The 25,850-nt window shown below is 37.6% G+C and carries 22 protein-coding genes; 5 read left to right on the forward strand and 17 right to left on the reverse strand.

Going from position 1 to position 25,850, the window contains the following annotated elements:
• Positions 1-85: 85 nt before the first annotated feature.
• The 9 genes from tatC to pdxA form a co-directional block, all read right to left on the reverse strand.
• A complete protein-coding gene (gene tatC, locus I5M32_RS15165; protein ID WP_200587854.1) occupies positions 86-964 on the reverse strand; it encodes a twin-arginine translocase subunit TatC in 879 nt (292 codons plus the stop codon).
• Between the two features lie 66 nt (positions 965-1,030).
• Positions 1,031-2,377, reverse strand: coding sequence for an acetyl-CoA carboxylase biotin carboxylase subunit (accC, locus tag I5M32_RS15170; RefSeq protein WP_200587856.1), 1,347 nt, complete (start codon positions 2,375-2,377; stop codon positions 1,031-1,033).
• A gap of 86 nt (positions 2,378-2,463) precedes the next feature.
• A complete protein-coding gene (gene accB / locus I5M32_RS15175) occupies positions 2,464-2,952 on the reverse strand; it encodes an acetyl-CoA carboxylase biotin carboxyl carrier protein (RefSeq protein ID WP_200587858.1) in 489 nt (162 codons plus the stop codon).
• 69 nt (positions 2,953-3,021) lie between these two features.
• The gene (locus I5M32_RS15180) at positions 3,022-4,011 is read right to left on the reverse strand and encodes a beta-ketoacyl-ACP synthase III (RefSeq protein WP_200587860.1); all 990 of its coding nucleotides are present in this window, start codon (positions 4,009-4,011) and stop codon (positions 3,022-3,024) included.
• A gap of 15 nt (positions 4,012-4,026) precedes the next feature.
• Positions 4,027-4,968: a phosphate acyltransferase PlsX gene (gene plsX, locus I5M32_RS15185; protein ID WP_200587861.1), complete on the reverse strand. Its 942-nt coding sequence runs from the start codon at positions 4,966-4,968 to the stop codon at positions 4,027-4,029.
• Between the two features lie 186 nt (positions 4,969-5,154).
• Complete coding sequence (rpmF, locus tag I5M32_RS15190; RefSeq protein WP_200587862.1) at positions 5,155-5,346, reverse strand: 50S ribosomal protein L32; 192 nt, start codon at positions 5,344-5,346, stop codon at positions 5,155-5,157.
• Positions 5,347-5,357: 11 nt separating this feature from the next.
• Positions 5,358-5,888, reverse strand: a complete 531-nt coding sequence (locus tag I5M32_RS15195; RefSeq protein WP_200587863.1) for a YceD family protein — start codon at positions 5,886-5,888, stop codon at positions 5,358-5,360.
• Positions 5,885-6,112, reverse strand: a complete 228-nt coding sequence (locus tag I5M32_RS15200; protein WP_200587864.1) for a hypothetical protein — start codon at positions 6,110-6,112, stop codon at positions 5,885-5,887. Before I5M32_RS15200 ends, I5M32_RS15195 begins: the two co-directional genes overlap by 4 nt.
• Positions 6,113-6,119: 7 nt before the next feature.
• Positions 6,120-7,175: a 4-hydroxythreonine-4-phosphate dehydrogenase PdxA gene (gene pdxA / locus I5M32_RS15205; RefSeq protein WP_200587865.1), complete on the reverse strand. Its 1,056-nt coding sequence runs from the start codon at positions 7,173-7,175 to the stop codon at positions 6,120-6,122.
• 104 nt (positions 7,176-7,279) lie between these two features.
• Between pdxA and rsmA the strand changes: the two genes are divergently transcribed.
• The 4 genes from rsmA to I5M32_RS15225 all read left to right on the forward strand — a co-directional run bounded on the left by rsmA (position 7,280) and on the right by I5M32_RS15225 (position 10,192).
• Positions 7,280-8,059 carry a 16S rRNA (adenine(1518)-N(6)/adenine(1519)-N(6))-dimethyltransferase RsmA gene (rsmA, locus tag I5M32_RS15210; protein ID WP_200587866.1) on the forward strand — a complete coding sequence of 260 codons (780 nt, stop codon included), beginning with the start codon at positions 7,280-7,282 and terminating at the stop codon, positions 8,057-8,059.
• A gap of 51 nt (positions 8,060-8,110) precedes the next feature.
• Positions 8,111-9,037, forward strand: a complete 927-nt coding sequence (locus I5M32_RS15215) for an NAD(P)-dependent oxidoreductase (protein WP_200587868.1) — start codon at positions 8,111-8,113, stop codon at positions 9,035-9,037.
• A gap of 135 nt (positions 9,038-9,172) precedes the next feature.
• A complete protein-coding gene (greA, locus tag I5M32_RS15220) occupies positions 9,173-9,646 on the forward strand; it encodes a transcription elongation factor GreA (RefSeq protein WP_200587870.1) in 474 nt (157 codons plus the stop codon).
• Positions 9,647-9,796: 150 nt separating this feature from the next.
• Entirely contained in the window at positions 9,797-10,192 is a 396-nt protein-coding gene (locus I5M32_RS15225; protein ID WP_200587914.1) for an HIT family protein, read from the forward strand.
• On the opposite strand, the gene lpxB is transcribed toward I5M32_RS15225, so the two are convergent.
• The 4 genes from lpxB to surE form a co-directional block, all read right to left on the reverse strand.
• On the reverse strand, positions 10,175-11,302 hold the full coding sequence (lpxB, locus tag I5M32_RS15230; protein ID WP_200587872.1) for a lipid-A-disaccharide synthase: 1,128 nt from the start codon (positions 11,300-11,302) through the stop codon (positions 10,175-10,177). The two genes, I5M32_RS15225 and lpxB, sit on opposite strands and share 18 nt — an antisense overlap.
• Before the next feature lie 87 nt (positions 11,303-11,389).
• Positions 11,390-11,671, reverse strand: a complete 282-nt coding sequence (locus I5M32_RS15235) for a hypothetical protein (RefSeq protein ID WP_200587874.1) — start codon at positions 11,669-11,671, stop codon at positions 11,390-11,392.
• A 230-nt stretch (positions 11,672-11,901) separates the two neighbouring features.
• Complete coding sequence (locus I5M32_RS15240) at positions 11,902-12,177, reverse strand: stationary phase survival protein SurE (protein WP_234461983.1); 276 nt, start codon at positions 12,175-12,177, stop codon at positions 11,902-11,904.
• Positions 12,155-12,931, reverse strand: a complete 777-nt coding sequence (surE, locus tag I5M32_RS15245) for a 5'/3'-nucleotidase SurE (protein ID WP_200587875.1) — start codon at positions 12,929-12,931, stop codon at positions 12,155-12,157. Before surE ends, I5M32_RS15240 begins: the two co-directional genes overlap by 23 nt.
• Before the next feature lie 28 nt (positions 12,932-12,959).
• On the opposite strand from surE, the gene I5M32_RS15250 reads away from it, so the two are divergent.
• Positions 12,960-14,750 (forward strand): chloride channel protein, encoded by a 1,791-nt coding sequence (locus tag I5M32_RS15250; RefSeq protein ID WP_200587876.1) that lies wholly within the window; start codon positions 12,960-12,962, stop codon positions 14,748-14,750.
• Positions 14,751-14,812: 62 nt separating this feature from the next.
• Here the strand turns inward: I5M32_RS15250 and I5M32_RS15255 are convergent, their stop codons facing one another.
• Genes I5M32_RS15255 through I5M32_RS15270 form a run of 4 tightly spaced genes read right to left on the reverse strand, consistent with a single transcriptional unit; the run spans position 14,813 to position 25,795 of the window.
• Positions 14,813-16,345 carry a fibronectin type III domain-containing protein gene (locus I5M32_RS15255; RefSeq protein ID WP_200587877.1) on the reverse strand — a complete coding sequence of 511 codons (1,533 nt, stop codon included), beginning with the start codon at positions 16,343-16,345 and terminating at the stop codon, positions 14,813-14,815.
• Complete coding sequence (locus I5M32_RS15260; protein WP_200587878.1) at positions 16,335-22,418, reverse strand: carboxypeptidase-like regulatory domain-containing protein; 6,084 nt, start codon at positions 22,416-22,418, stop codon at positions 16,335-16,337. Before I5M32_RS15260 ends, I5M32_RS15255 begins: the two co-directional genes overlap by 11 nt.
• Positions 22,419-22,432: 14 nt before the next feature.
• Entirely contained in the window at positions 22,433-24,118 is a 1,686-nt protein-coding gene (locus I5M32_RS15265; RefSeq protein ID WP_200587879.1) for a hypothetical protein, read from the reverse strand.
• Positions 24,119-24,166: 48 nt separating this feature from the next.
• Complete coding sequence (locus tag I5M32_RS15270; RefSeq protein ID WP_200587880.1) at positions 24,167-25,795, reverse strand: collagen-like domain-containing protein; 1,629 nt, start codon at positions 25,793-25,795, stop codon at positions 24,167-24,169.
• Positions 25,796-25,850 lie beyond the last annotated feature (55 nt).

The raw sequence follows: 25,850 nt of genomic DNA on the forward strand, positions 1-25,850 counted from the left end.
AGCAATTGTTGACCTGTTTGAACTGGATTTAAATTGAAAATTTAGCTTGGGTGTCCCATTGCACAAAACAGGAAAAAAGCCCGGTTTAATTCTTAAAAAACTCTTTTTCTGCCTTAAGCTTATTCTTTTGAACTTTAGAAGAAACTAAAATACTAACTTCATACAATACAAATAATGGAAAACTAACGGTTAACATCGTTGGGATATCTGGGGTAGGGGTAACTACCGCGGCAATTACAAGAATAATGATTACAGCGTATCTTCTCTTATCTTTCATAAATGCAGGTGTCATGATGCCCAATTTAGAAAGTATGAATATAACGATAGGGAGTTCAAAAACGGCACCTGTACAAAGTGTTAAGGTAGCTACTGATGAAAAATAAGAATCGATAGTAATCGTATTTTCAATATCAGGGCTTATGCTATAATTAGACAAGAAATTTACAGACAAAGGGGCAACTATAAAATACCCGAACAATAAACCTATCAAAAACAAGAGAGAGGCATAAAAAACAAATCCTGTAGCAGATTTTTTTTCAGAGTCTTTTAATGCAGGCTTCACAAATCGCCAGATTTCCCAGATCAAATATGGGAAACCCAAAGCAAGCCCGGTCATTAATGCAGAATTTATCTGTAAGGTAAACTGGCCCGCCATTTCTGTATTGATGATTTTACCGGGGATATTTGTTATACAAAAGCCTGGTCCCATGTGAAAATACTCGCCAATCCTGCACATCATTCTATAGGTCCAAAACGTAGGTTTATGGGGGCCCATAATTATGGTATCAAAAAGGAAATCGTAATAAACAAAACAAACGATGGTCATTAAAACGATAACGATGGAAGATCTTACCAAATGGATTCGCAGGGCAGAAAGATGATCAAAAAAAGACATCTCTGCCTCCACATTCTTTCCTTTATTCTTTATGGATCTGATTAAATCTGATTTTCTTTCTTTGGCCATTATATTTAAAGCAAAATACCACTAAGATTATTCAGAGTGGTATTTAAGATACGTTTTTTTTAAACTTTAGTTTTCTGTTCCAAGATCAAAGGTTTCCATAAATTTGGTGGTAAAGTTGCCCGCCCTAAAATTAGGATCTTTCAATAATTTTAAATGGAACGGAATGGTTGTTTTTATTCCTTCTATCACAAATTCACTTAGTGCCCTTTCCATGGTGTTTAAAGCCTCTTCGCGGGTTTGCGCAACGCAAATAAGCTTCGCTATCATAGAGTCGTAGTTGGGAGGTATGATATACCCGGCGTAAACGTGGGTATCTACCCTAACGCCATGCCCCCCGGGGGAATGAAAGTGGGTAATTTTCCCTGGCGATGGCCTAAAATTATTGTAGGGGTCTTCTGCATTTATCCTACATTCTATGGCACACATTTCTGGAGTATAAGATTTCCCCGATATGGGTACTCCTGCGGCAACTTTTATTTGTTCTTTGATCAGATCAAAGTTGATCACTTCTTCCGTAACAGGGTGTTCTACTTGGATACGGGTATTCATTTCCATAAAGTAGAAGTTGCGGTGCTTATCTACTAAAAACTCTACGGTTCCTGCACCTTCGTATTTTACGGCCGTTGCTCCTTTAATTGCGGCCGCTCCCATTTTTTCTCTTAATTCTGGGGTCATAAACGGCGAAGGGGCTTCTTCCACCAATTTTTGGTGACGGCGTTGTATAGAACAGTCTCTTTCTGATAAATGGCAAACTTTACCAAACTGATCGCCAATTACTTGTATTTCTATGTGTCTAGGATCTTCTATATATTTTTCAAGGTACATGCCATCGTTTCCAAAAGCGGCAGCAGATTCTTGGCGGGCAGAATTCCATGCGTCTTCAAAATCTTCATCTTTCCATACCTGGCGCATCCCACGGCCGCCGCCACCTGCGGTGGCTTTTAAGATTACCGGATAACCGATTTTCTTTGCTATTTCAATGCCTTGCTTTACATCTGTTAATAAACCTTCTGATCCCGGTATGGTTGGTACGCCCGCGAGTTTCATGGTGTCTTTTGCAGATGCCTTGTCTCCCATGCTGTTTATCTGTTCGGCAGTTGCACCAATAAATTTTATCCCATACTCGTTACAAATGGCAGAAAATTTTGCGTTTTCTGATAAAAACCCGTAACCAGGATGTATGGCATCTGCATTTGTTAATTCTGCAGCAGAAATTATATTGGGGATGTTTAGATAAGAATCTTTACTTGGCGGAGGGCCAATGCAAACTGCCTCATCGGCAAAGCGTACATGTAAACTTTCTCTGTCTGCAGTAGAGTAAACGGCTACTGTTTTAATCCCCATCTCTTTACAAGTACGGATAATACGCAATGCTATTTCTCCCCTGTTTGCTATTAATATTTTTTTGAACATTTTATTCAATTTGACGATTTATGAATTTGACAATTATTCAAACCTGATCTTTAAAAGGTTTAAATTTTCTAATTGGCAAATTGAATTTATGAAGGATCGATCAAAAATAACGGCTGATCATACTCGACAGGCTGAGAATTATCTACCAAAACCTTAACGATCTTGCCAGAAAACTCAGATTCTATTTCGTTAAAAAGTTTCATGGCTTCAATTATGCAAAGTACCTGCCCGGTGGCTATCTCATCGCCAACGTTAACAAAATTTGGTTTATCTGGTGATGATGAGCGGTAGAAAGTACCGATCATGGGTGATTTAACGGTAATATACTTTGAGTCGTCCGAATCAGTTGAGGGCGCAACCGGGGCGTTTGGTGTTGGGGCAACAGCACCTGCCGCAGGTAAATTCTGTATAGGCTGTTGTTGTATTTGCTGAGGAACAGATGCCGTAACATAGGTTGGCTCTTGTGCCGTTTTTATAGTGATCTTAAAATCTTTTTCTTCTATCGATACTTCATTAACGCCTGATTTTGATACGAATTTAATCAAGTCTTGAATTTGTTTAATATCCATTCCCATATTGGTGTGGTTTAAATTGTGTTTAATTTAGAAATCTAATATAGTAATTATCTGTAAATACAAAATTAGCTAGTAAGCCCATTTTAAATAAATAGAACCCCAAGTAAATCCGCCCCCAAAGGCCGCTAAAATTAAATTATCGCCTTTTTTAAGTTTACTTTCCCATTCCCACAAACAAAGCGGGATTGTTCCGTTTGTGGTGTTCCCGTAACGCTCGATATTGATCATTACCTTTTCTGACCCAACGCCCATTCTATTTGCGGTTGCATCAATTATTCTTTTATTGGCTTGGTGGGGTACCAACCATGATATATCTTCTGCTGTTAAATTGTTTTTTTCCATAATCTCTGCCGCTACATCTGCCATATTTGTTACGGCGAATTTGAAAACCGCTTGCCCTTCTTGGTACACCACATGTTCATTTGCATCAACTGTTTTATGAGAAGCGGGGTTTGTAGATCCACCGGCTTTTTGGTGTAAAAACGGTTTCCCAGAACCATCACTTTTTAAGATAGAATCTATAATACCATAGCCATCTGTATTTGGTTCTAATAGGGCGGCCCCGCACCCGTCCCCAAAAATTATACAGGTAACCCTATCTTGATAATTGATGATGGAAGACATCTTATCGCCACCAACCACTAAAACTTTTTTATGCTTACCAGATTCTATGAACTGGGAACCGGTTGCCAACCCATAAATAAAACCAGAGCAGGCTGCTTGCAAATCAAATCCCCAGGCATTTTTTGCGCCAATTTTATCCGCTAAAATATTTGCACTGGCCGGGAATGGCATATCTGGCGTAGAAGTACAAAAAATGATCAGATCAATTTCTTCGGCGGCAATGCCTCTCTTTTTTAACAAACCTTGTACGGCCGGCACCGCCATATCTGTAACGCCTTTCCCTTCCCCTTTTAAAATCCTTCTTTCTTTAATCCCTGTTCTACTCGTAATCCACTCATCATTGGTCTCAACCATAGTTTCTAATTCTTGATTTGTTAAAACATAATCAGGAACGTAACCATTAACAGCTGTTATAGCAGCATGAATTTTACTCATAATTTATTTGATGTGTTATGAATTGAAAGCGTTTTTAAAACGCTCAATTATTTTCGATTCTACCATGTTTTTAGATTGTAGAACCATGTTTTTTATTGCCTCTGGGCTAGATATGCCATGCCCTATCATCACTACGGCATTAACCCCTAAAATTGGGCTTCCTCCATATTGTTCGTAATTAAAGCGATCAAAGAACTCGTCTTTAAAACCTTTTTTTACGGTTAGCACATAAAAAGACTCTGCTAGTTTTAGTACAATATTACCCGTAAAGCCATCGCAAACCATTACGTCTGCTTTATCATTAAATAAATCTCGCCCTTCTATATTACCAATAAAATTTAACTGGGTGTTTGCCTTTAAAAGGGGGTGTGTTGCCTGTGTTAATAAATTACCTTTTTCTGCTTCTTCGCCCAAGTTCATCAAGCCAACTTTTGGGGTATTTATTTGATAAACGTATTTAGAGAAAAGGCTGCCCATAATCCCAAACTGCACCAAATGTTCGGGCTTGCAGTCTGCATTTGCACCGGCATCTAACAAGATACCGAAGCCGCCTTTTACCTTGGGGATGATGGTGGAGATGGCAGGTCTTAAAACCCCAGGTATAGCCTTTACGCTAAACATAGAGCCAACCAACATGGCCCCAGTGTTGCCCGCCGAAGCAAAAGCATCTAAACCTCCTTCTTTTAGCATTTGGAAACCTACTGAAATACTGGCATTTGGTTTCTGTACGATGGCTTTTGTGGGATGTTCTCCCATGCCGATTACCTCTGTGGTATGTATAAACTCGAAATGATCGGGGTTGAAATTCTGCTCTTGTAGTATTGGGATTGCTACGTTTTTATCTCCCAAAAGCACTAAATGCTGATTTTTTGAAAGATTTTTATGTGCTTCGATAGCCCCTAAAACCGTTGCTTTGGGAGCGTAATCTCCGCCCATTATATCTAAGCCAATTTTCATTCAGATAATTGAGATAAGTATGAGAAACTGTTTAAAATGATAATCATAAAGAGTTTCTAAAGCATTTTGAACAAAAATCAAACCACCAAAAAATTGAGCGATTTGTTTTTTGTATAATGTAAGATACCCTTGGGTAAGTTTTCTTTTTGTGATTTGAGATACTTACACAAGGGTAGTTCAATTTTTTTAAGCTATAGAAGTGTTCTCTATTAACAGTTTGCCCTTAAAGTAAAGGTTCCCATCTACATTGTAGGCTCTGTGCGGCAAATGTACTGCTCCGGTTTCCTTATCAACCCAAAGAGTTGGTGCTTCTGCTTTATAATGCGTTCTTCTCTTATCTCTTCTTGATTTGGAGATTTTTCGTTTTGGATGTGCCATTTTTTCCTATTTTAATTTTTTTTAATGCTCTTTAATATATCCCAGCGTGGGTCTTTACTTTCGCTATTTTCTTCCGATACAGAAAGCTCTTTTAATTTTTCTAATGTTTCTTGATCACAAGCACTTGTATTCCCCGGATCTTCGCAAAGATTTACGTAAGGGGCTGCCAAGTTAATTATTTCATATATAAATGAAGAAACATCAATTTCTACATCATTTTTACCTAGTACCACTACTTCTTCGGCATCACTCAAATCATCAGATTCTGAAAACTTAGCAATCAACCTGTCTGCTGTGTCTATCTGATAAGGAAAATCAGACAAACATCTATCACAATTAACCTGTAGAGTGCCCCAAATGCGAAAATCCAAAACCATCAGAGTTTCTTGTTTTTCTAATGAAAGCTCTACACTTAAAGCCCCGTTTTTTACCAAAGAATATTCAAATTCATCAAAAAAGGAACCGCCTACTTCATAACTGAATTGATGGTGGCCAATTTTTAATCCCGTATGGGGAATCGAATATTGTTTTAACGATTTCAAAGTTCGGCAATTGAGCCTGCAAATTTAGGAAAAATTATTGAGGTGGAAAGTTTTTTTGAAAAAAGGACTTTTAAGCCGATCAGTTGCGTTAACGACAGGAGCGGTATCCCCGCCTGTAATTCGGGCAGGCTTTTTTTGCAATAATCCATTAAGCTAATTGCAAAAAAAAAGATACATCCGCCGGCTGGCGGAGTGTTAAAACGCCCAAATCTATACAATTCCATAATTTTTTTAATCCCTATCCCTACTAAACCTCGAAAAAGGGAGCGTGTTTTCTACCAATTCTGTTTGCTCTCTTCTTCTTTTGATGATATGGCAAGCTTCAAAAAGCGCATCCCTAAAAGAACTTGGGGATGCCATGTTTTTACCCGCGATGTCATAACCGGTACCATGATCTGGGGAAGTTCTTACAACTGGTAAACCTGCCGTAAAATTAACGCCATGATGAAAGGAAATAGATTTGAAAGGGATTAGGCCTTGATCATGGTACATGGCCAAAATGGCATCAAATTGATCAAAAGCCCTGTTGCCGAAAAAACCATCGGCAGGGTAGGCCCCAAAAGCAAAAATGCCCTCGCTTTTGGCTTTTTCAATGGCGGGCAGTATGGTCTCTAATTCTTCTTGCCCAATTAAACCATCGTCGCCTGCGTGTGGGTTTAAACCTAAAACGGCGATCTTTGGTTTTTCTACCCAGAAATCATATTTAAGGGAATGGTTCATTAACCTTAATTTTGATAGGATAGCTTCTTGGGTAATGCTAGATGCGATGTCTTTTACGGGTATGTGGCCCGTAACCACGCCTACCTTTAGTGTATTGCTCACCAAGAACATCAGAGAATCTGGCGAACCGGCCATTGCTTGGATATATTCTGTATGGCCCGAAAACTTAAAATCATCGCTTTGGATGTTGTGCTTATTGATCGGTGCGGTTACCAAAGCATCTATTTTGCCTGCCACTAGATCTTCGGTAGCCCTTTTTAATGATAAGAAAGCATATTTACCACCAATCTCGTTAGCGGTGCCAAGCTCAATCTTAACGTCTTCTTCCCAACAATTGATCATGTTTGCTTTGCCATGATGTGCTTGATCTGGGTTTTGTACCACCTGGAATATAAACTCTTGTATGCCTGCCGCTTTTCTATGAAATGATGCAACTTTGGTATGCCCGTAAACAATAGGGGTGCAATATTTGTAAACCTCAGATTCTGAGAGGGTTTTCATAATGACCTCTAAACCTATACCGTTTACATCACCTATAGAAATTCCAACTTTTAACAACTCGCTCATACAAAAATGCTTTTTCTAAATTTTCTGCAAAATAAAGATTTTGCAACGAATGTTGATTTTAAAGATTAAACTTTCCGTAATTTGTGGCTCATCTTTACAAATAAATGAGCGTAGTTAAAGCAAAGAAGCATCTAGGACAGCATTTTTTGACGGATAAAAACATTGCGGAAAAAATAGTGGGCAGTCTTATCCATCATGATAAATACAATAAAGTTTTGGAGGTTGGCCCAGGAATGGGTGTTTTATCAGATTTTTTGCTTCAGAAAAAAGAGTTTGAAACCTATTTGATAGATATTGATACCGAGTCGTTCTTGTTCCTCCAAAAAAAATATCCCGATCTAGGCGATAGATTGTTAAATGAGGATTTTTTGAAACTTAATTTTGAGGATATATTCCAAGCCTCTTTTGCCATCATCGGTAACTTTCCTTATAACATTAGTTCGCAAATATTATTTAAGGTTTTGGACAATAGAAACCATGTGCCAGAAGTGGTAGGGATGTTTCAAAAGGAAGTTGCAGAGCGTTGCACCGCAAAGCCAGGCACTAAAGAATATGGCATTTTGAGCGTTTTTTTGCAGGCCTATTACAAATGCGAATATCTTTTTACGGTAAAGGCAGGGGTATTTAACCCCCCGCCAAAAGTACTTTCTGCGGTTATCAGGCTGAGCAGAAACGAAGTAAAGGATTTAAGCTGTGACGAAAAGTTGTTTTGGCAAGTGGTTAAAGCGGGCTTTAATCAAAGAAGAAAAACCTTGAGCAACGCATTATCAGGGATTATCCCAAAAGAGAAGCAAGATGATAACAAAATTTGGACATTGAGGGCGGAGCGGTTAAGTGTGCAGAATTTTCTGGATTTGACGAATTTGATAGCGCAAAGTGTTTAAAAAACGTAAGTAAATCCTTCTCCTTAAGAGAAGTATAAAGGATCAAGCAAAATGAAAAAAATATTAATAGTTGACGATCTGCACCCCGCATTTAAAATTGCTGCAGAAGAGATGGGTTTTGAGGTGGATGACCTGCCGTTGATCAAAAAAGAAAAAGTTTTGGAAATATTGAAAGATTACCAAGGCTTAGCCATAAGAACAAAATTTAGGGTTGATAAAGAGGTAATTGATGCAGCAAAAAACTTAAAGTTTGTAGCTAGGGCAGGGGCTGGCATGGATAATATTGATGTGGCTTACGCCGATGAAAAGAACATCAAATTGATAAATGCACCAGAAGGCAACAGGGATGCCGTTGGCGAACATTGTGTGGGATTGTTGCTTTCGCTGATGAACAATTTTAGAAAAGCCGATGCGGAAATAAGGAACGGGATTTGGGAACGCGAAGGAAACCGAGGTTATGAGCTGATGGGGAAAACCATCGGAATTATTGGGTACGGAAATAATGGAAGTGCATTTGCAAAAAAATTGAAGGGCTTTGATGTTAAAGTATTGGCCTACGATAAATATAAAACTCGTTTTACGGATGAGTTTGCAAAAGAAGCAAGCATGGAAGAAATCGTAAAATATAGCGATGTTGTGAGTTTTCACATCCCCTTAACAAGGGAAACCAAACAAATGGTTAATGATGAGTATTTAAGCTATTTCCGCCGCCCGTTTTTCTTTATCAACGCAGCAAGGGGAGAAATCGTAAATACCCAATCAGTTTTAAACGCCATTAAAGAAGGCAGAATTTTGGGGGCTGGTTTAGATGTTTTAGAAAGGGAGAAATTTCCGGCCTTGGCCGATGCTGATTTTTACCAACAACTTGTTAAAGAAGAAAAAGTCATCTTAACATCACACGTTGGCGGTTGGACATTTGATTCTTACCGAAAGATTTCTGAAGTATTGGCAGATAAACTGAAAAATTTGGAAATATAAAACCAAAATTTATATCTTCGTGTAAGAACAGAGACAAGACTATGTATGCCTAAAGCAGATATAGTCTTGTTTGTTTTTTAGAGCTTGGCGTAACCCGGGCTTTTTTAATCGGTAACCATATAATTAAGGAAGAAGATGACAGATGTAGCTTATTTTACCAAAGAAGGTTTAGAAAAACTTAAAGAAGAATTACATTACCTTAAGACAGAAGGTAGAAGAAAAATATCTGCCGCAATTGCAGAAGCAAGAGACAAAGGAGATTTATCTGAAAACGCAGAATACGATGCAGCAAAAGAAGCCCAGGGTTTGCATGAGACCAAAATTGCACAATTGGGCAATACCCTAGCAACTGCCCGTTTAATTGACGAATCTAAATTAGATTTATCCAAAATTTTGGCTCTATCTATTGTTAAAATTAAGAACCTTAAAAATGGCGCAACCATGACCTACCAATTGGTGGCAGAAAACGAAGCAGATATTAAAACTGGCAAGATTTCTGTTAAATCGCCGATAGCAAAAGGTTTGTTAGGCAAATCTGTAGGAGAGGTTATTGAAATTATGGTTCCTGCGGGTAAAATGGAATTCGAGATTTTAGAGATCAGTAGGTAAATGCTAATTTAAAAGTTCATTAGTGATTGGTTCATGGGTGCTTTTATTTTTATTAACAACTATTTAAACTAACAAACTAATTTTACCATTATTTAGGCCTATTGAATTTTTTAACTAATGAACTATTTTAACCAGTAAACTAACATCTTCATAATGAGTATTTTCAGTAAAATAATAGCAGGAGAAATACCTGCCCATAAAATAGCAGAAACCGAAGAATACCTCGCTTTTTTAGATATTAACCCTTTAACCCAAGGCCATGCTTTGGTAATACCTAAAGTTGAAGTAGATTATATTTTTGATATGGCTGATGCCGATTACGCAGGTTTAATGATTTTTGCTAAAGTGGTGGCCAAAGCTATAAAAAAAGCTATTCCGTGTACTAAAGTTGGTGTGGCAGTTATTGGTTTAGAAGTTCCTCATGCCCACATCCACCTTATCCCTATGGATAACGTTGACGATATGAATTTTAGCAAACCTAAATTGCACCCCACAGAAAAAGAATTGAGCGAAATTGCTTTAAGGATTTTACGAGCTTTTGAATAATTTAGAACTTTTCAAATATCTAAAGATTAAGCGGGCGGTTTTTTCTGATGCTCCCGCTTCTCCCATTTTATTAGCTAAGATTTCATAATTGGCCAACATTTCATTTCTTTTTGGTTGTTTTAGAATATCATCCAATTCTTTAGAGAGCGTAGTAAGGTTGCAATTTTCTTGGATCAATTCGGTAACGGTTTTGCTATCCATGATCAAATTTACCAAAGAAATAAACCTAATTTTTACCAACATTCTGGCAATGCCGATAGAAATTTTACTGCCCTTGTACAGTACTACTTGAGGTACTTTAAACAAGGCTGTTTCTAAGGTTGCCGTTCCGGATGTTACCAAAGCTGCCTCAGCAATGTTCAATAAATCATAAGTAGCGTTAAAAACAATAGGGACTTTTAAACCATTTAGGTATTGTTGGTAAAAACCATTGTTAAAAGATGGCGCACCAGCGATCACAAATTGATGGTTTGGGAAAGAGTTGATAATGCCCAGCATATCTGGCAATATATAGTTTAGTTCTTGTTTCCTACTCCCGGGCAATAAAGCAATGATAGGTTTGCCCGATAAATTATTTTCTTCTCTAAAGTTTTGGTTAGGTATGAATGCGGCCTTTGCATCTAATAAAGGATTGCCAACATAATCTACTTCCATTCCCCATTTATGATAAAAATCAACTTCAAAAGGAAGGATGCAAAACATTTTATCTACATCTCTTTTGATTTTTAAAACCCGTTTTTGATTCCAAGCCCAAACTTTTGGAGAGATGTAATAATAAACTTTTAGGCCTTGCTCTTTGGCAAACTTTGCTATTTTTAAATTAAAACCAGGAAAATCTATCAGTACTAAAACATCAGGTTGGTTCTGCAAAATATCTTCTTTACATTTTTTGATGTTTTTTAAAATCGTTCTTAAATTCATAGCGACTTCTAAAAAGCCCATAAATGCCATATCTGCATAATGTTTTACCAAAGTGCCACCTTGTGCCTGCATTAAATCGCCACCGTAGTATCTAAAATCTGCTTCCGCATCAACCTCTTTCAAAGTTTTCATGAGGTTGGAACCGTGTAGATCCCCAGATGCTTCGCCTGCAATTAAGTAGTATTTCATTTGTTTTATAGATGTGAGATTTTAGAATTAAGTATTGATGTATTAAAAGAATTATTTTTTTCAAAAGTGTCGCTAGTGGCGACATTTTTATATTATACTGATTATAAGAGTTTTATAGCTAATATTTTTACTGATTAAAATTAAGAAATCTTTTAGTAATGACAGTAATTTTGAGGGTTGCTTGCGGTTAAGGATTGCAGCGGTATCCCCGCCTGTAATTCGGGCAAGCTTTTTTCTGTCATCCAGAGCCTTTTCACTCTGAGCGAAGTCGAAGAGGGAGTCGAGGGATAAGACAGAAAAAAGATTTAGCGGAAAGCCTGGTTGATTCCAATTTTTCTTTGGAATCAAAACGCCCAAATTATTTATCATAACATAATATTTTAACCTTACCGCAACCCAATCCGGATAACCCGAGGGTTATCGCTGCTGTTGACTTGTGGATAACCCAAGGGTTATCGCTACTGTTGACTTGTGGATAACCAAGGGTTATCGCTGCTGTTAACTTGTGGATAACCCAAGGGTTATCGCTACTGTTAAACTTGTGGGTAACCCAAGGGTTATCGCTACTGTTAAACTTGTGGATAACCCAAGGGTTATCGCTACTTATTAAACTTGTAATAAAAGAAAATGAACGCACATACAAATGTTGCCGAAATAACACCTTTGGCGGTTTGCTCCATGTCTTTTTTATAGGCGTATTTTAACAAAATCATGTTTAATGCCACGCAACCAATGTATAATAGATCATCTTTTCTAAAGATTACGATGTTCTTTTTAATGATTTCTACAATGAGGAATGCAACGGCCGGGAAAAACAAACCCGCCCCCAGACCCAGCCAAACGCTGTCTTTTTTAAATATTGAAATTCCACGCATTTAATGAAGAGATTGCGTGGTGCGCCGTCATATCAAACTGAACGGGAACCACAGATACGTAATGATTTTTTAAGGCCCAAACATCAGAATCCTCGCCTTTATCGTTATTTTGGAAAACGCCTGTTAGCCAGTAATAATTGCGGTTGTAGGGATCTTGGCGTTCTTCAAAATCCTCAGCCCATTTAGCATTTGCTTGTCGGCAAATTTTGATGCCTTTTAAAGGCTGATCGTTTTTAGGGAAGTTAACATTTAGCAAAACGCCTTGTTGTAAACCGTTTGCCAATAGCTGTTTACAAATCTCTGTGATGTATTTTTTACAACCTTCAAAATCGGCTTCCCAAGTGTAATCATCGTAAGAAAAACCAACCGATGGGATGCTTTCTATTGCACCTTCTACCGCTGCAGACATGGTGCCAGAATAGATAACGTTTATGGAGTTGTTTAAGCCGTGGTTGATGCCAGAAACACACAGATCGGGCTTTTGCCCTTTAAAAATTTTGTTAACCGCAAGTTTCACGCAATCTACCGGGGTGCCGCTGCATTTATACATCTCTACCCCCTCGTAAAGTTTTATCTTATCTAAACGCAAAGGCTTGCCGATGGTAATGGCATGGCCCATGCCAGATTGTGGGCTATCTGGCGCTACAACCGTTACTTCGCCCAAATCTTTTACCGCTTCTATTAATGCTTTAATGCCCGGAGCGGTAATGCCATCATCGTTTACAACTAATATCCTGTATTTTTTATCTGCCATTTTTTAGAATAATTTATCATATTTGGGTATGCCCATTAAAAACCCCATTACATCTACAAAGATAAAAAAGCTGAGGGTTAAATTTAGGCGCATTGCCGAAAAGCAAAAAAATAAGCAGATCACCGTTATTTTATTGAGTGTTTTGGTAGGTTTAATAGTTGGCCTTGCGGCGATATTGATCAAACAGATTACCTACGGAATAGAAAATTACGCCACTAAGTTTTTCCCCGGATTTTTATTGATATTAACCCCATTAGTTGGGTTGGTGTTGGTTAACCTATTAAATATCAACATTTTTAAAAAAGTGGCGGATTTTAAAGGGATGAGGAATGTGATTGATTCTATAGAAAACCATCAATCGTTTATTAAGCTTAGGCTGATCTATACAAAATTTATTACCGCAGGTATTACCATTGGTTTTGGTGGAAGTTCTGGGATGGAATCGGCAATTATCACTTCCGGGGCTTCAATAGGCTCTAATATGGGCAAATCTTTTGGGTTAAATTACCAATTGCGTACTCTTTTGATAGGTTGTGGAACGGCAGGTGGAATTTCTGCCATGTATAACGCCCCAATTGGTGGCTTTTTGTTTGCCCTGGAGGTAATTTTACCAGAGTTTACACCAGCCCTTCTAATTCCACTTTTACTTTCATCTGCTACAGGTAAAATATTGTTTGAGCTGATCATGGGCCAAAACTTGCGTTTTGATGAGCATATCGATACTTTTTCTTACCAAAGTTTACCCTATGTTATTTTAGTTGGTTTTGCGGGTGCTTTAACGGCCCTGTACATGAAAAACACTTATAGCTTTTGTTATAAGTATTTATCGAGATTGCATAATCCGTATATAATTGCTTTGGTTGGCGGTTCTGTTTTAGGTTTATTGATCTACTTTTTCCCTGCACTTTACGGCGAAGGCTATGTTTCTATCAATGAATTATTGCATAACAATGAACCTGCGATTTGGGAAAACTCTATTTTGGCAAACCCGGGTTTTCAGCCTTTCCATGGAACTTTGATTTTGGTAGCGCTTTTTTTCTTGAGGCCGGTTACTACTGGTTTAAGTTTAGGTTCTGGCGGGGAAGGCGGTTATTTTGCGCCAAGTTTAGTTGCCGGTGGTTTAACCGGGTACTTGGTTTTTAAGTTGATATTCTCTTTTTACGGAAATTTGATTGGCCTAGAGCCCAATATCCTGATATTTTTGGGAATGGCGGCTACTTTTGCCTGTGTGATGCGAGCACCAGTAACAGCAATTTTCTTAATTGCAGATACTACGCAAAGCTACGGTCTGATTGTTCCGTTGATGATTACCACCACCATTGCCTACACTTTCAAAAATTATATCGATGCTTACAACCCATTGCAAAAAGGTGGGCATGGAACTTTACAGATGGAAAAGTTTATCCTCAATCAGATTAATTTACGGGATATTATAGAACCTATTTTTGGGAAAATAAAAGCGAATGATAACCTGAGGGAGGTAATTGCTCATTTTTCTGGGCATGAGCATGGCGTAACACCTGTTTATGATGATAAAAATAAAATAATTGGGATCATAGAGCTTAAAAAAGTAAGGGAGCTGATGAAAGATTTTGAAAGTTACGATACCATAAAAGCTGCAGAATTGATGGATACCAATTTTGATGTAACCAATTATACCGCTTTAAGAAAAAAACTATTGGATAATCCATCGGTCGCAAAAGAGCATCATATTCTAATCCGTAAAAACGAGGCAATTTTGGGACACGTTTCTAGCTACAAAATGCTTTCTATCTATAATCAATATCTAAATAATCCGGATAGGTTGTTTGCGAAGTGAAACGATGCCAAGTAAATTGGTTTTAAACGGTATGATAAGACTTAGATATTTAAAACGCTTTCTTAATTAACCTCTAACAAAACGCTTGCTAAACTTTCTTTGTTTTCTGTGTTAACCGCTTTAAGTTGGTATGAGTTTAGGTTGCCGGCTTGGTAAGATTTTGTGACCACATGGTTTTCATTGCCGCCAACCAGCTCAACCAACTTAAATGTTTTACCGTTCCATTTATAAAGTTCAAATCTTTTAATATTTGTATTTCTTGGGTTTAACCAACTGATGACCAAGCCTTCTTCGCTAGTTTTAGCAGTTAAATATTTTGGCCCAAAATTGTTCTCAAAAGCATCACTAAAAGTGTATGGGATGCTTAAAGCACTCTCTGTAACACCATTGATAGCTTTAACACAATAACTGTTACCATTTTTTGGAGCAGCAATTTCTACATAATTGTTGTTGCCGTTTGTAGCTACACCTGGCAATAAACTAAAAGTAGGTTCATTTATAGATTTAAGGTACACTTGATATCCTAAAACATCGTCTATTTTAAGGCTGTCAACCGTCCAGGCTAAATAATAAATGCTATCATTTGGATGGATGGTTCTTAAATCATGTGGCGGAGATAATGTTTTTATTCTCGATCTATAAGCTATCGTTAGGGTATCCGATGGTTTGCTTAAACCAAAAGAATTGCTTTCTGCAATTACTAGGTATTGATAAACCTGCTTATCGGTTAACGTTGATGTACTATCTTCCCAATGATATAAATCATTTTCTTTTTTCAGGATGATGGAGGATGCCATTTCAAATTCGCCATTATTTTGCAAACGTTTTTTTACATAAAACCCGCGAGCATTGTTATCCAAATTTTGCCAGCTCAGCAAGATTTTATTTTCTTTTAATTCTCCTTTTAAAGCATTAACGGGCAATGGGGTAATTGTAAAATCTGGAATCACAAAAATTGATGCGGATGTGTAAGCGTTGCTATCCGCAATGCTTTCAATTTTTAAATGATAATAAAAAGATTCATTGGCATCGTTTACTTTATCTAAATAGGCGCTATCTGTATTAGAAAGAATTGCTAAATTTTTATAGGTTCCCGTTTTTGATCTGCTACGCTGTAACGTTATGCTGCGTACTGCAAAAGGATAATCTATTTTCCATTTGATAACAATATCATTAGTTCCTTTTTTATTGGTTGCGGTAAATGTTAAAGGGATGGGTACTAAGTCTGGAGGATAAGCATAAGCCCAAACTCCCGTGGTTAATATTGGTTTATTAGCACTAGAAACCGTTAAGTAATATTGATAGACGCCAGGTGTTTTTCTTAGTAAGGTATCTAACATTTGCCAGTTTTTAGAGGTTGCTATTTTTCTTTGTTTTACTAGGTAAGTTTCGCCTCCCAAACCTTTGCGACTAATAGCTATTATTACGCTATCTTTTTGCCTGCTTAATGTTGTGGCATCAAAATCTAATAAGATATCGCCACCATCATATTTGGCCGTAAAATTACTTTTGATGTTTTCTTGCGCAACAACAGCACCTAGCATTAAGTTAAAAAAAATAAATAAGGTTAGTTTTCTCATGGTTCTAGTTTCCATCTGGTTTTCCAAATTTGAATTTAAAATTTTTGCCCTCGTTTTTTTGCAGGGTAACATCCTTGCTTACCGATAAATTACCTACACAATAGTAAAGCGTTCCGGACAAACCAAAAGTTACATACCCAGAAAAGCCCTCTGCCCCAAATTTTAGCTTAAAATCGCCTTCCCTGCTGGTAGAGAATCCGAGCGAACAAGCACCTATGTCTTCTATAATTGATGCGTTTACAAACCCCTTTCCGTTGATTGTTACAGAGGCATTGCTAAGGCTTAAAATAGTGCTTAAATCTAAACCTGCAGAAAAATCAATTTGAGGTACATAATGGCCAACCAATGGTATATCATTTAAACTTGGGCCATTTGCGATACCCATTTCATTTAACAGATCTTGTTTACTCAATGATTTCATCACGTTTACATAAACTCCCTTAAGTTCTGTATCCAACCCTGGTAAATCATTATATAAAGTAACTTTTAATAGGTTTTTTTTCATATATGTAGGTATTGCGCTGCTATAATAACCCATGGCGATACCGCTTTTAAACTTGCCGAGTATCGGTATTGCGGCTAATCTAGCGTCTGATATGGCACCAGAAACGATAAAACCTTTTCCATCTATCTGCAGGTCAAAGATACCGTCATTCAATACCAAGGGGCCAATAGGGATCCCGGCATTTTTTAAGGTTAATGCGCCAGCCATTGCGTTATTTTCAAAGTCGTACTCCATACTAAAATCCCCAAATGGGCTTGGTAAATTGCTAAACTCGAGTTTCTTGCCGCCAACATTGCTTAGTGCGCCCTTTACTTTAAAGTCTATTAAATCATTGCCCGGTATCAGCAATTCTTTATTGCCGGTTTTAAAGCCCCGGGGTTTGCCAGTGAAAGCAAGAAAGCTCCAATTATTTTCTTCTACCGTATTTCCCCCGCCTTTTAAAATGGCTATTTCGCCTTGTCCTTTTAAATTGATATACTCGTTTTCAAGAATGTCATTTTTAATGGAAATTGGTGTTTTTGTGATGGTTGATTTTAAATTAATCCCATCGGAAGGTGTGTTTTTATAGATAATTAAATCACCCGATGCGCTAAAGTAGTTTTGATGGAGGTCGAATTTGTTGCCGTTGAATTTTACTTTTCCGGGCATTTCTAAATCTGTCTGAAGTTTTTCTACACTACAATTGATGGTGTTTGGTGTTGGGCTTTTAGTGCATTTAAACCTACCGGTTATATTGGCGTTGGCACCAGGGATTTGCAAATTGGTATTCCCGATGAGGGTAAAATAATCGGTACCTACCTCTACACCGCTAATTTTCTGACTGATGATGTTATACAATTTATGATCAGTTTCTTTTAATAAAATGCTCTGGTGTTTGGCATCACTGTAAACACTCAACATATTAAAGTTTACTTGATCGTTATTGTCTAAAACACCTGGTATTTTAATATAGGCCACATCAGAATTAGCCGTATTGCTGATATTTAGGCGGTAATGGGGTTGCTGATCAAAACTTGCGGCATCATCATAATTCAATGTCATTTTTGCACCGCTCACTAAATTTAATGGTGTTACCCCGGCTAAAGATAAACCTTCTTTACCTGTAAGATCGCTAGCACCCAAATCAATCTGTGTAGGTCTGATAATGATGTTTTTTAATGCAAGTTGTGGTAAATTGGTTTTTAAATTACCGTTTTGTACGCTAAAGCCACCTTGGTTTTCTTCATATTTTAATCCTGTGCCGTACAGTGCCCATTTCTCTAATCCTAAATTTATAGTTCCGGTGTACTGGCTCCAAACAATACTTTTGGTATCGATTTTTATTTTACCAACCTCTAATTTGGTGTTAGATATTAACGGGATTTTTAGATCAACCGAGGCGTTTAGGTCAAAACCACTTTTATCAAATAAACCCGAAGTGAAAGAACCATCAAAATCATGTATCTTAAAGCTGCTTTTATTGTATAAAGCACTTATTTTAAATGCGTTTGGCCCAGTTTGATAATTTGCCTTAAAAACCAAATCTGTTGCAGGTTGCCCAGGGATCCGGATACCGTTACTCCCCAAAAGAAATTTTCCGTTGTAATTATAGCTAAAGTTGAAAGAGCTTAATTCTGAGCTGATGTAACCTCTGAGTTCTCCATTACCCTTACCTTCGCTTACCTGTAAGTTTTGTATCTCCCTTTCTTCCTTGGTACCTAAAACCTCACAATTATATTGGTCAAAAGCCACCACTTTTAAATTGGATCTTAAAATATCGATACTTTTATTAACAGGCTTAATAGATTTTAAGGGCGTTTGAAAGGTGTTTTTGCCAGGAAATGATAGAGAGACGGGAGATGTTATAACAATTTCTACATCTTTAAACGCCAATTTTAGATGGGCATCATAGGGTTTAAAAGTGCTATTTGCAGGTAAATTAATAAATGAACCAGAAATTAAGTTTTTTCCTTGGGTTGTAACAGCTTTATTTATCTCGATAGGTATGCCCCAAAGACTTGCATCCATATCCAATGCCAATAAACTAAAATCAACCTGTTTGGTTAACTTCATCACAGATTTACTTTGTTGTAAATAAGCGCCGTTGCCACCTTTAACCGCAAAAACCGTGGTTAACAAATTATTGTCTTTTACTCCTGTTAAGATATATTTACCCTGTGCATCGGTGTAAACTTCATTTTGTATCTCGCCCTCATCGTTAACCCCTGTTAAACTAAAAACCCGGGCGTTAGCAATAGGTTTTAGAGTTTTGCTATCTACAACCGTACCTGCAATGGTATGGCCATAATCAAGTTTGATCGTAATAGGTTGTGGTGTTTTACCGATAGGTACATTTACATATAATTCATTGGTAGCAAACCCATTGGCCGTTGTTTTTATTTTAAATTCATTATCTGCCGATGCAATAGCAGCAACACCGGTTTTTCCGTCGCTTAGGCTTGTATAGCATCTATTTATAGTGTTATTACCGATAATTGTACAGCTACCATTGATGGGTTTGTTGTTTGCATCAAGTACCGTAAATTGCATCCGGTGCATTTTTTCTATTACCACGTTTTTGCCTGCTTTATCATTTGTATTGCTGATTATGGTGTAATCCCCTACTTTGATCAATTGATAAAAACTTTCAGGAAAATAATTATCAATCACAGGTACAATCTCTATTTTTTCATAACCAGATTGGCAATTGCTAATAGAAAACCATCCGTTAGTAGCGGTTTTAATAAACGGGCCGCTACCTACCCTTACTTCTGCCATCACAGGTTCTCCCTTTTCGTTTACTACGAATCCTACCGCTTTTCCGTCTGCTTCTAGCTGTTGCTCAACCGATGCCGGAAAGCGTTCGCCAAATACCAAAAGCTGTTTATCTATCACTTTATCCTTATAACCCGCTTTTCTAAGGGTAATGGTTCTGTATGGGCCAATAACCTTTGTTTTGCCCGCTTGGGTTTCTGTGGTTAAACCTAAGTTATCTAGTTTTAAGTAACCGTTTTCATCTGTGTAGTAGTAATTTGATGATTGCGGGTAAATGTCGCTTTTGTTTTTATACTCGTCTATTTTAACAATTGTATTCGGAATACCTTTGGAAACCCCATTTTGTACTGCTATTGCTCTTAAATAAAGTTGTGGCAATTTTGGTTTAATTATAATTGGTTTTTGTAAAACGGTAAGTAATTTGAAATCGGAGTTAAAGCATACGCTGCCTTCGCCCTCGAAATTGCCCCCAATTTCATAATCATTACCGTCTTTTCCAATATTTTCAACCTTGTTCAAATCACTTTGCTTATAAGCAAAATTGCCTTCTAATTTCTTCTCTAAAGCTACTGATGAATGCGTATGTGATACCAGTAGATTTTTAAAATGAGCTAAACCTTCAGCATCGGTATTCTGGAAATCTGCGATAGCGATGTTTTCTCCCAGATAATCGAAACTTTGCGAAGCATAACTATCACTGTTGCCTTCTGTTGGCATGTTTTCTAGATTATCTTCTACATCAACTTGATAGCTTACGTAATTGGCACCATCATCATGAGGGGCTATATATTTATGTAGATCCACAATTTGAACAGGATAACCAGAAATTGGCATTCCGCCTTCTACGGCCTGGTCTTTTATGTCTAAAGTTGCCTTTACTGGAACGTTTAGATTGTAGGCGTTCACAAAAACCACCTCGTCTGGTAGGTTAATATTTTTCCCTACCTGCGGAAAAATCAATACATCTGGGCTACAGAAATAATTTTGCGGTGTTTTAATGGTAAGTTGTAAAGCGGCGTAATAATAATCGGCACCTACTTTCCCTAGATAGCCAAATTGGTAATCGTTTAAAAAGGTTTTTGAGAAACTACCGTCGGCTTGCGTAAGTACGGTGCAAATATCTTTAGATTTAAAATAAACGTCGCCTATTTTTATGCCCTTACTAAAATAATTCCCTGTATTTGCGGCTTTAAAATTTTTGTAACTATTGATACTTTTTATTGGTGATTTAAAAATGGTATAGGTAAAAGTGATGGGCGTGTTTTTTAGTGCTTTTGCAGTTTCATTTTTTGCGAAAAGATTATTTGCTACATAATCTAGGTCGGTGTTTTGCTGCCCGATGCCGATATTATCTACCGAATTTCCAATATCAAGTCTGCCTGGCAGTAAAAAATTTGTAGGCTTTATGGGCTCTTGTTCTTTCTTAAACTGGTAAAAAAGTTTCCCCGTTATGCTGCTATTGCTAGCCAATGGTTGCATGTTTGGATCTACATTTGCTTTGTAAATAAAAGTAACAATATTGCTTTTGCCCAAACCCGAGAATTGAAGAGGTGTCCCTGAAAAATCTTTTGCCGTTTCTGTAATCTGTACTGCATACTTTTCGCCAACAACTAAATCGGTTTTTATCTCATTTAGGTTATCGTAATTATTTATAGCCGGGGTATTTGCCATGGTTTTTGGGCTAATGGTAAGTTTTGTACCTGTGGTATTAGCCTTATATATCAAACCAACTTCGGTATCAAAAGCGGTTTGAAGATCTAAACCTTCCTTTACATTTATAAGTTTTAATTGATAGCTGCTTATTGTATTTGCAATGTTTTGTGGGTTTTGCCATTCTATATTTATTTTTGGTTGTGTAACATTGACATATATTCCGTTAGGTGCAGGGGTAAAAATAGTTTTATCAACTGGGGTTTTTATAATTGGGGGAGATAGCAATTGATAATTACCATAACTAAATACACTTGCCCCGCTTGTACCATCGTTTTTGAAAACCGTTTTGCCCAATGGGTCTATTGCTTTTATGCGCCAAGCATATTTCTTTCCGGCAAGCAAGGCTGGGTCTGTGGGCGATAGAACGTAAGTTGTACCTGCTATGATTGTTTTATTTAACAAAGGAAATGATGTTGCATTTAAAACCTGATTGGGATCTGAAGAAACCGACGGCATTTCTGCTATTTGCAAAACATATTGGATATTAGGAGGTACAATGCCCATATTCATCCAACTAAGAACCAACGATTGTGGCGTTGTAGCATTTACTACGGTATTTGCCGCTGGGCTAATTAAGACGGGTGCATCTGGATAGTTGATACTGAAACTTGTACAACCCAAAGGAGCTTGGGATGAAAGCACTTTATTAGTATTTATATCTACTGCCCGAATGCAAAAGGTATAGTTTCCTTCTGGCAAACGAGAAGTAGTGGCAATTAAGCTTTTGTTTATACCATATACGTTTAATGAATTGATATCGAATATGTCTTTTAAAGCTAAACCGTTAAACTGTTTAACTTCATTAGGGTTTAAAACGATGGGTTGCAAGGGCACATAATTTGATTTGGTGTTTATTTTAATTCCATTGTCGCCGTTAAGCTCACCTGTTAGTTTGATGGTTTGTTGGCTCGTACTTAGATTTTGGATCATCAAAAAAACTTTCCCCGCATTTGGCCCGGCATAATCAGAATAATAGGGTGAATAAGGAGGGATTATATTTATGGTTATATTGATAGAATTAGCTGTTTGAGCGATAGATTCGCTCCCAATTAAAATCAGAAAGCTTATAAAGAAAGCGAAGAGTATTTTTGTTATGGCTAGGTTAAGGTCTTTCATTGTTTTTTCTAAAATTAAAAAGTATGCACAATTCCGAGTTTGGTACTTATTTCATCAAAGGATGGAAGCAAAAATGTTTGGGAATTGCTTTTTAAATAGATCAAATTAAAGCTTAAGGCATCCCTTTTCCCTATTCTATAGTTACTGTTAAAATTGGCGCTTACTATATTTCCGGTTTTTTTATGATTAGATTTTTGGATTTGATAACTAAAGCTTGTCCCTAGGGCCAGGCCTCCCTTAAAAAAGGATTGGTTGATAGCCAACGTTGGGCCATAAAAAGTGCTGTTTCCGCCAAAAAAATCGGCAACGGTATAATTTGCATTTACATTGATGCCAAGGTATCTCTTAGGGAAATTAAGTTGATAAGAAAAGTTGGCGGTTTTACTGTTAGATTGGCTTTGCTTGCTAGTAAACCGATTTAGATCAACCAAATTAGCCAAACTCCCCACCAAAATAAAGCCTTGCGAAATCTCTTCTTTATTGATATTAAATCTTAAAACAGTACTTAAATTATGATTTGTGCGGGCAACCCTAAATTGATCTACTATTGGGTTAAGTCCTCTGTCTTGCGTAATCCCGTAATTTGTGTAACGCACATCCATCCCGTATTTGGGGTTGTTAAAAGAGATATTTATTGCACCAATCTTTCTGTTAGATTGATAGCTTTTATCTTTTAAAAGGTTATCGTTTTGTAAACCGAAACTGCCCCCGATCTGTAATTGTCCTTTTATCAAACGGTACATCCCTTCCAGGGTATAATTTTGCACATCTGTTTCAAAATAATAGGCACCCATGCTCTTATAATCAGGATCTACCCTTCTATAATGTAGTTTTATGTTGTAGTTAGGTTTTTGGTAACCGAAACTTATTTGGCCTGCCGTTAAAAGCTGGGTAGAAGAATTTAAAGTGATTAAATCTCTTATAAAACTATATTTTCCAAGTTTGAGGTTAGACACCGTATCTGATAAAACATTACGGGTATAAATACTGCCGGCTGCATCTATATCTAGAGCAAAATATTTATAAAAGCTAAATCTTGATGACAGGCCAAGCACCATATTATCTGCCGGAGTGAGTGTTATTGAAGGAGGAGTTTTTGTTAATGAAAAAATATCATCTTTGGCTTTTAAAAAAACCACATCTACATGGTTTCTATCTGTACCTAAACCCAACTTTGCGCTATATCCTTTTCTCTCATAGGTTGGTTCCTGCGTAAATGCAAGAGGTTGTTGGTTATTGGCTTCTATTGCTTTATTAAACCGGCCATATACAAAGCCAAAGCGCAATTTACCAGGGTTAAGCTCTATACCTCCACCTAAAAAATTATGACCTGCTAGCGTAAAAGGCGAGAAAGTAATACTTTGCCAACCCGCATGTAGGGTTGCCCATTTATAAGTTGGGCTAATGCCATATTGGTTAAAAGGTTGGGTATAACTTTTTTGCTGATCACTGATGACCACTGAAAAGGGAAAGCTAATGCCGAAAATGCTTAAGTTTGGCGAGCCATTAAAAATATATGAAAAATCTCTTTGCCTCGCCATAATCCCGTTGGCATGATAAGTACCCAACCCAATGCCCAAATTGCCATTGAAAGTAAATGGTTTTTGGTTTTTGATATTTCCTAAATCTTGGGCTTTTGACGAACGGGCGCAAAAAATTGCAATAATGAGCATAAGTAGAGCAACACAAAATGGTTTCATAACTTTAGTTTAGGTAATTAGAAAAGAGATTTTATACTGCTGTTTCGTTTAGTGTAACTTTATGAAATCTTTGTCTTTTATGTTAAATTGCTGCATTACCTGTTGAAGTGTATTTGGGCCAGAATTTTTTGCACTCAGTGCCCCAACAGATGCCGAGGGAATAATAACGATACGTATTTTATTAACGGCCACTGGAACATATGGGGTGCCATAGCCCTCATAAGTCCTTTTAATCCTCACTTTGGCATCATTTGTACTGATACGCAAAACATAATTATGGAAAACATCATAGCCGTTATTGCTATCCGTAAAGTTTAATTGCCTCCAAGTGTAAGAACCATCAAGATTTAAAGAACTAAGGTAAACGAATGTACTCCCTGTTTTTACTGAGTTAAAATTTGCCATTGGGATATTAAAAACAGAAGAAGTGTCATTTACCGCAACACCATATCTTCTTAAAACCAAATACCCGTTTTCGTAAATCCAATCAAAAGTATCGGTACTTAAAGTTTCAAATGCGTTGGCATCACTATTTCCACTTGCGCCTTTTAAGGAAGTACCCGTACCCCATCCAGAAGCTGTTTTTGGACCATAAATAGTGTAATCTGTAAGGTTAATATAGAAATCTCCATTTACACCATTGGTAGCTATTGGCGCACCAATTCCGTTTAATATACTGTTTCCATTAGTCCCATTTGTGCCTTTAAGCGATGTTGCTGTACCCCATCCAGCCGCCGTTTTTGGGCCATATAATGCAATAGTGTATTTGCCAATAAAGTAATCTCCAATTTTGCCTAATAATGGATCTGGTGTATAATCACCACTGTAAATAACCGTCCCGTCTGCTCCAGCAGGGCCCATCGGGCCTTGTGCCCCATCGGCACCACGTAGTAAAATACCTACTCCCCAACCATCTACGGATTTTGGCCCGTATAATAGGTATCCTATCCTATCTAAATAATAATCGCCTAGCTTGCCAATTGTTAAATCTGGCGAGCCTAGGCCAGAGTTAGTTACGCTGCCGTTAGTGCCATTGCTGCCGTTAGTGCCATTTGTGCCTCTTAAAACAAGCGGAGAACCCCATCCAGAAGTTGTTTTTGGCCCGTAAAGTGAGCCAAGCGTTTTATCCAAATAATAATCGCCGTTATTGCCTAAATTATTTACCGGTACTCCCGTACCACTATATATAATGCTACCGTCTTTACCTGCTGCCCCAGTTGGCCCCTGTGCGCCATCAGCCCCACGCAACAATATGGCCAATCCCCAGCCAGTGGCTGTTTTGGGGCCGTACAGTTGGTAAGTTGCTTTATCCAAATAATAATCGCCACTATTGCCTAGGGATATAGAGGGCGATCCGCTACCGCTTAAGGTAACGGTTCCGTTTGAACCATCTTTACCGTTGGTTCCGTTTGTGCCCATTAAGGAAACAGGATCGCCCCAGCCGGCCGCTACTTTTGGCCCATAAAGTTTGCCAGTACTTTTATCTAAATAATAATCGCCGGTATTGCCAATAGTGGTAAGTGGTGCACCCAGTCCGTTATAGATTATACTGCCATCTTTTCCAGCTGGCCCAACCGCACCTTGTTGGCCTTCTGGCCCTTCAAGGCCTACTTCCGTACAGGCGTTAAAACAGCAAAATGATACTAAAATTAATAAGGTTAGGTAATGCTTTTTCATCTTTGGATTTTTTTAACTCCTGAAAGTACATAGATGAAAACTGGTTATGGAACAT

The organism is Pedobacter segetis (assembly GCF_016623585.1).
Classification (GTDB): domain Bacteria; phylum Bacteroidota; class Bacteroidia; order Sphingobacteriales; family Sphingobacteriaceae; genus Pseudopedobacter; species Pseudopedobacter segetis.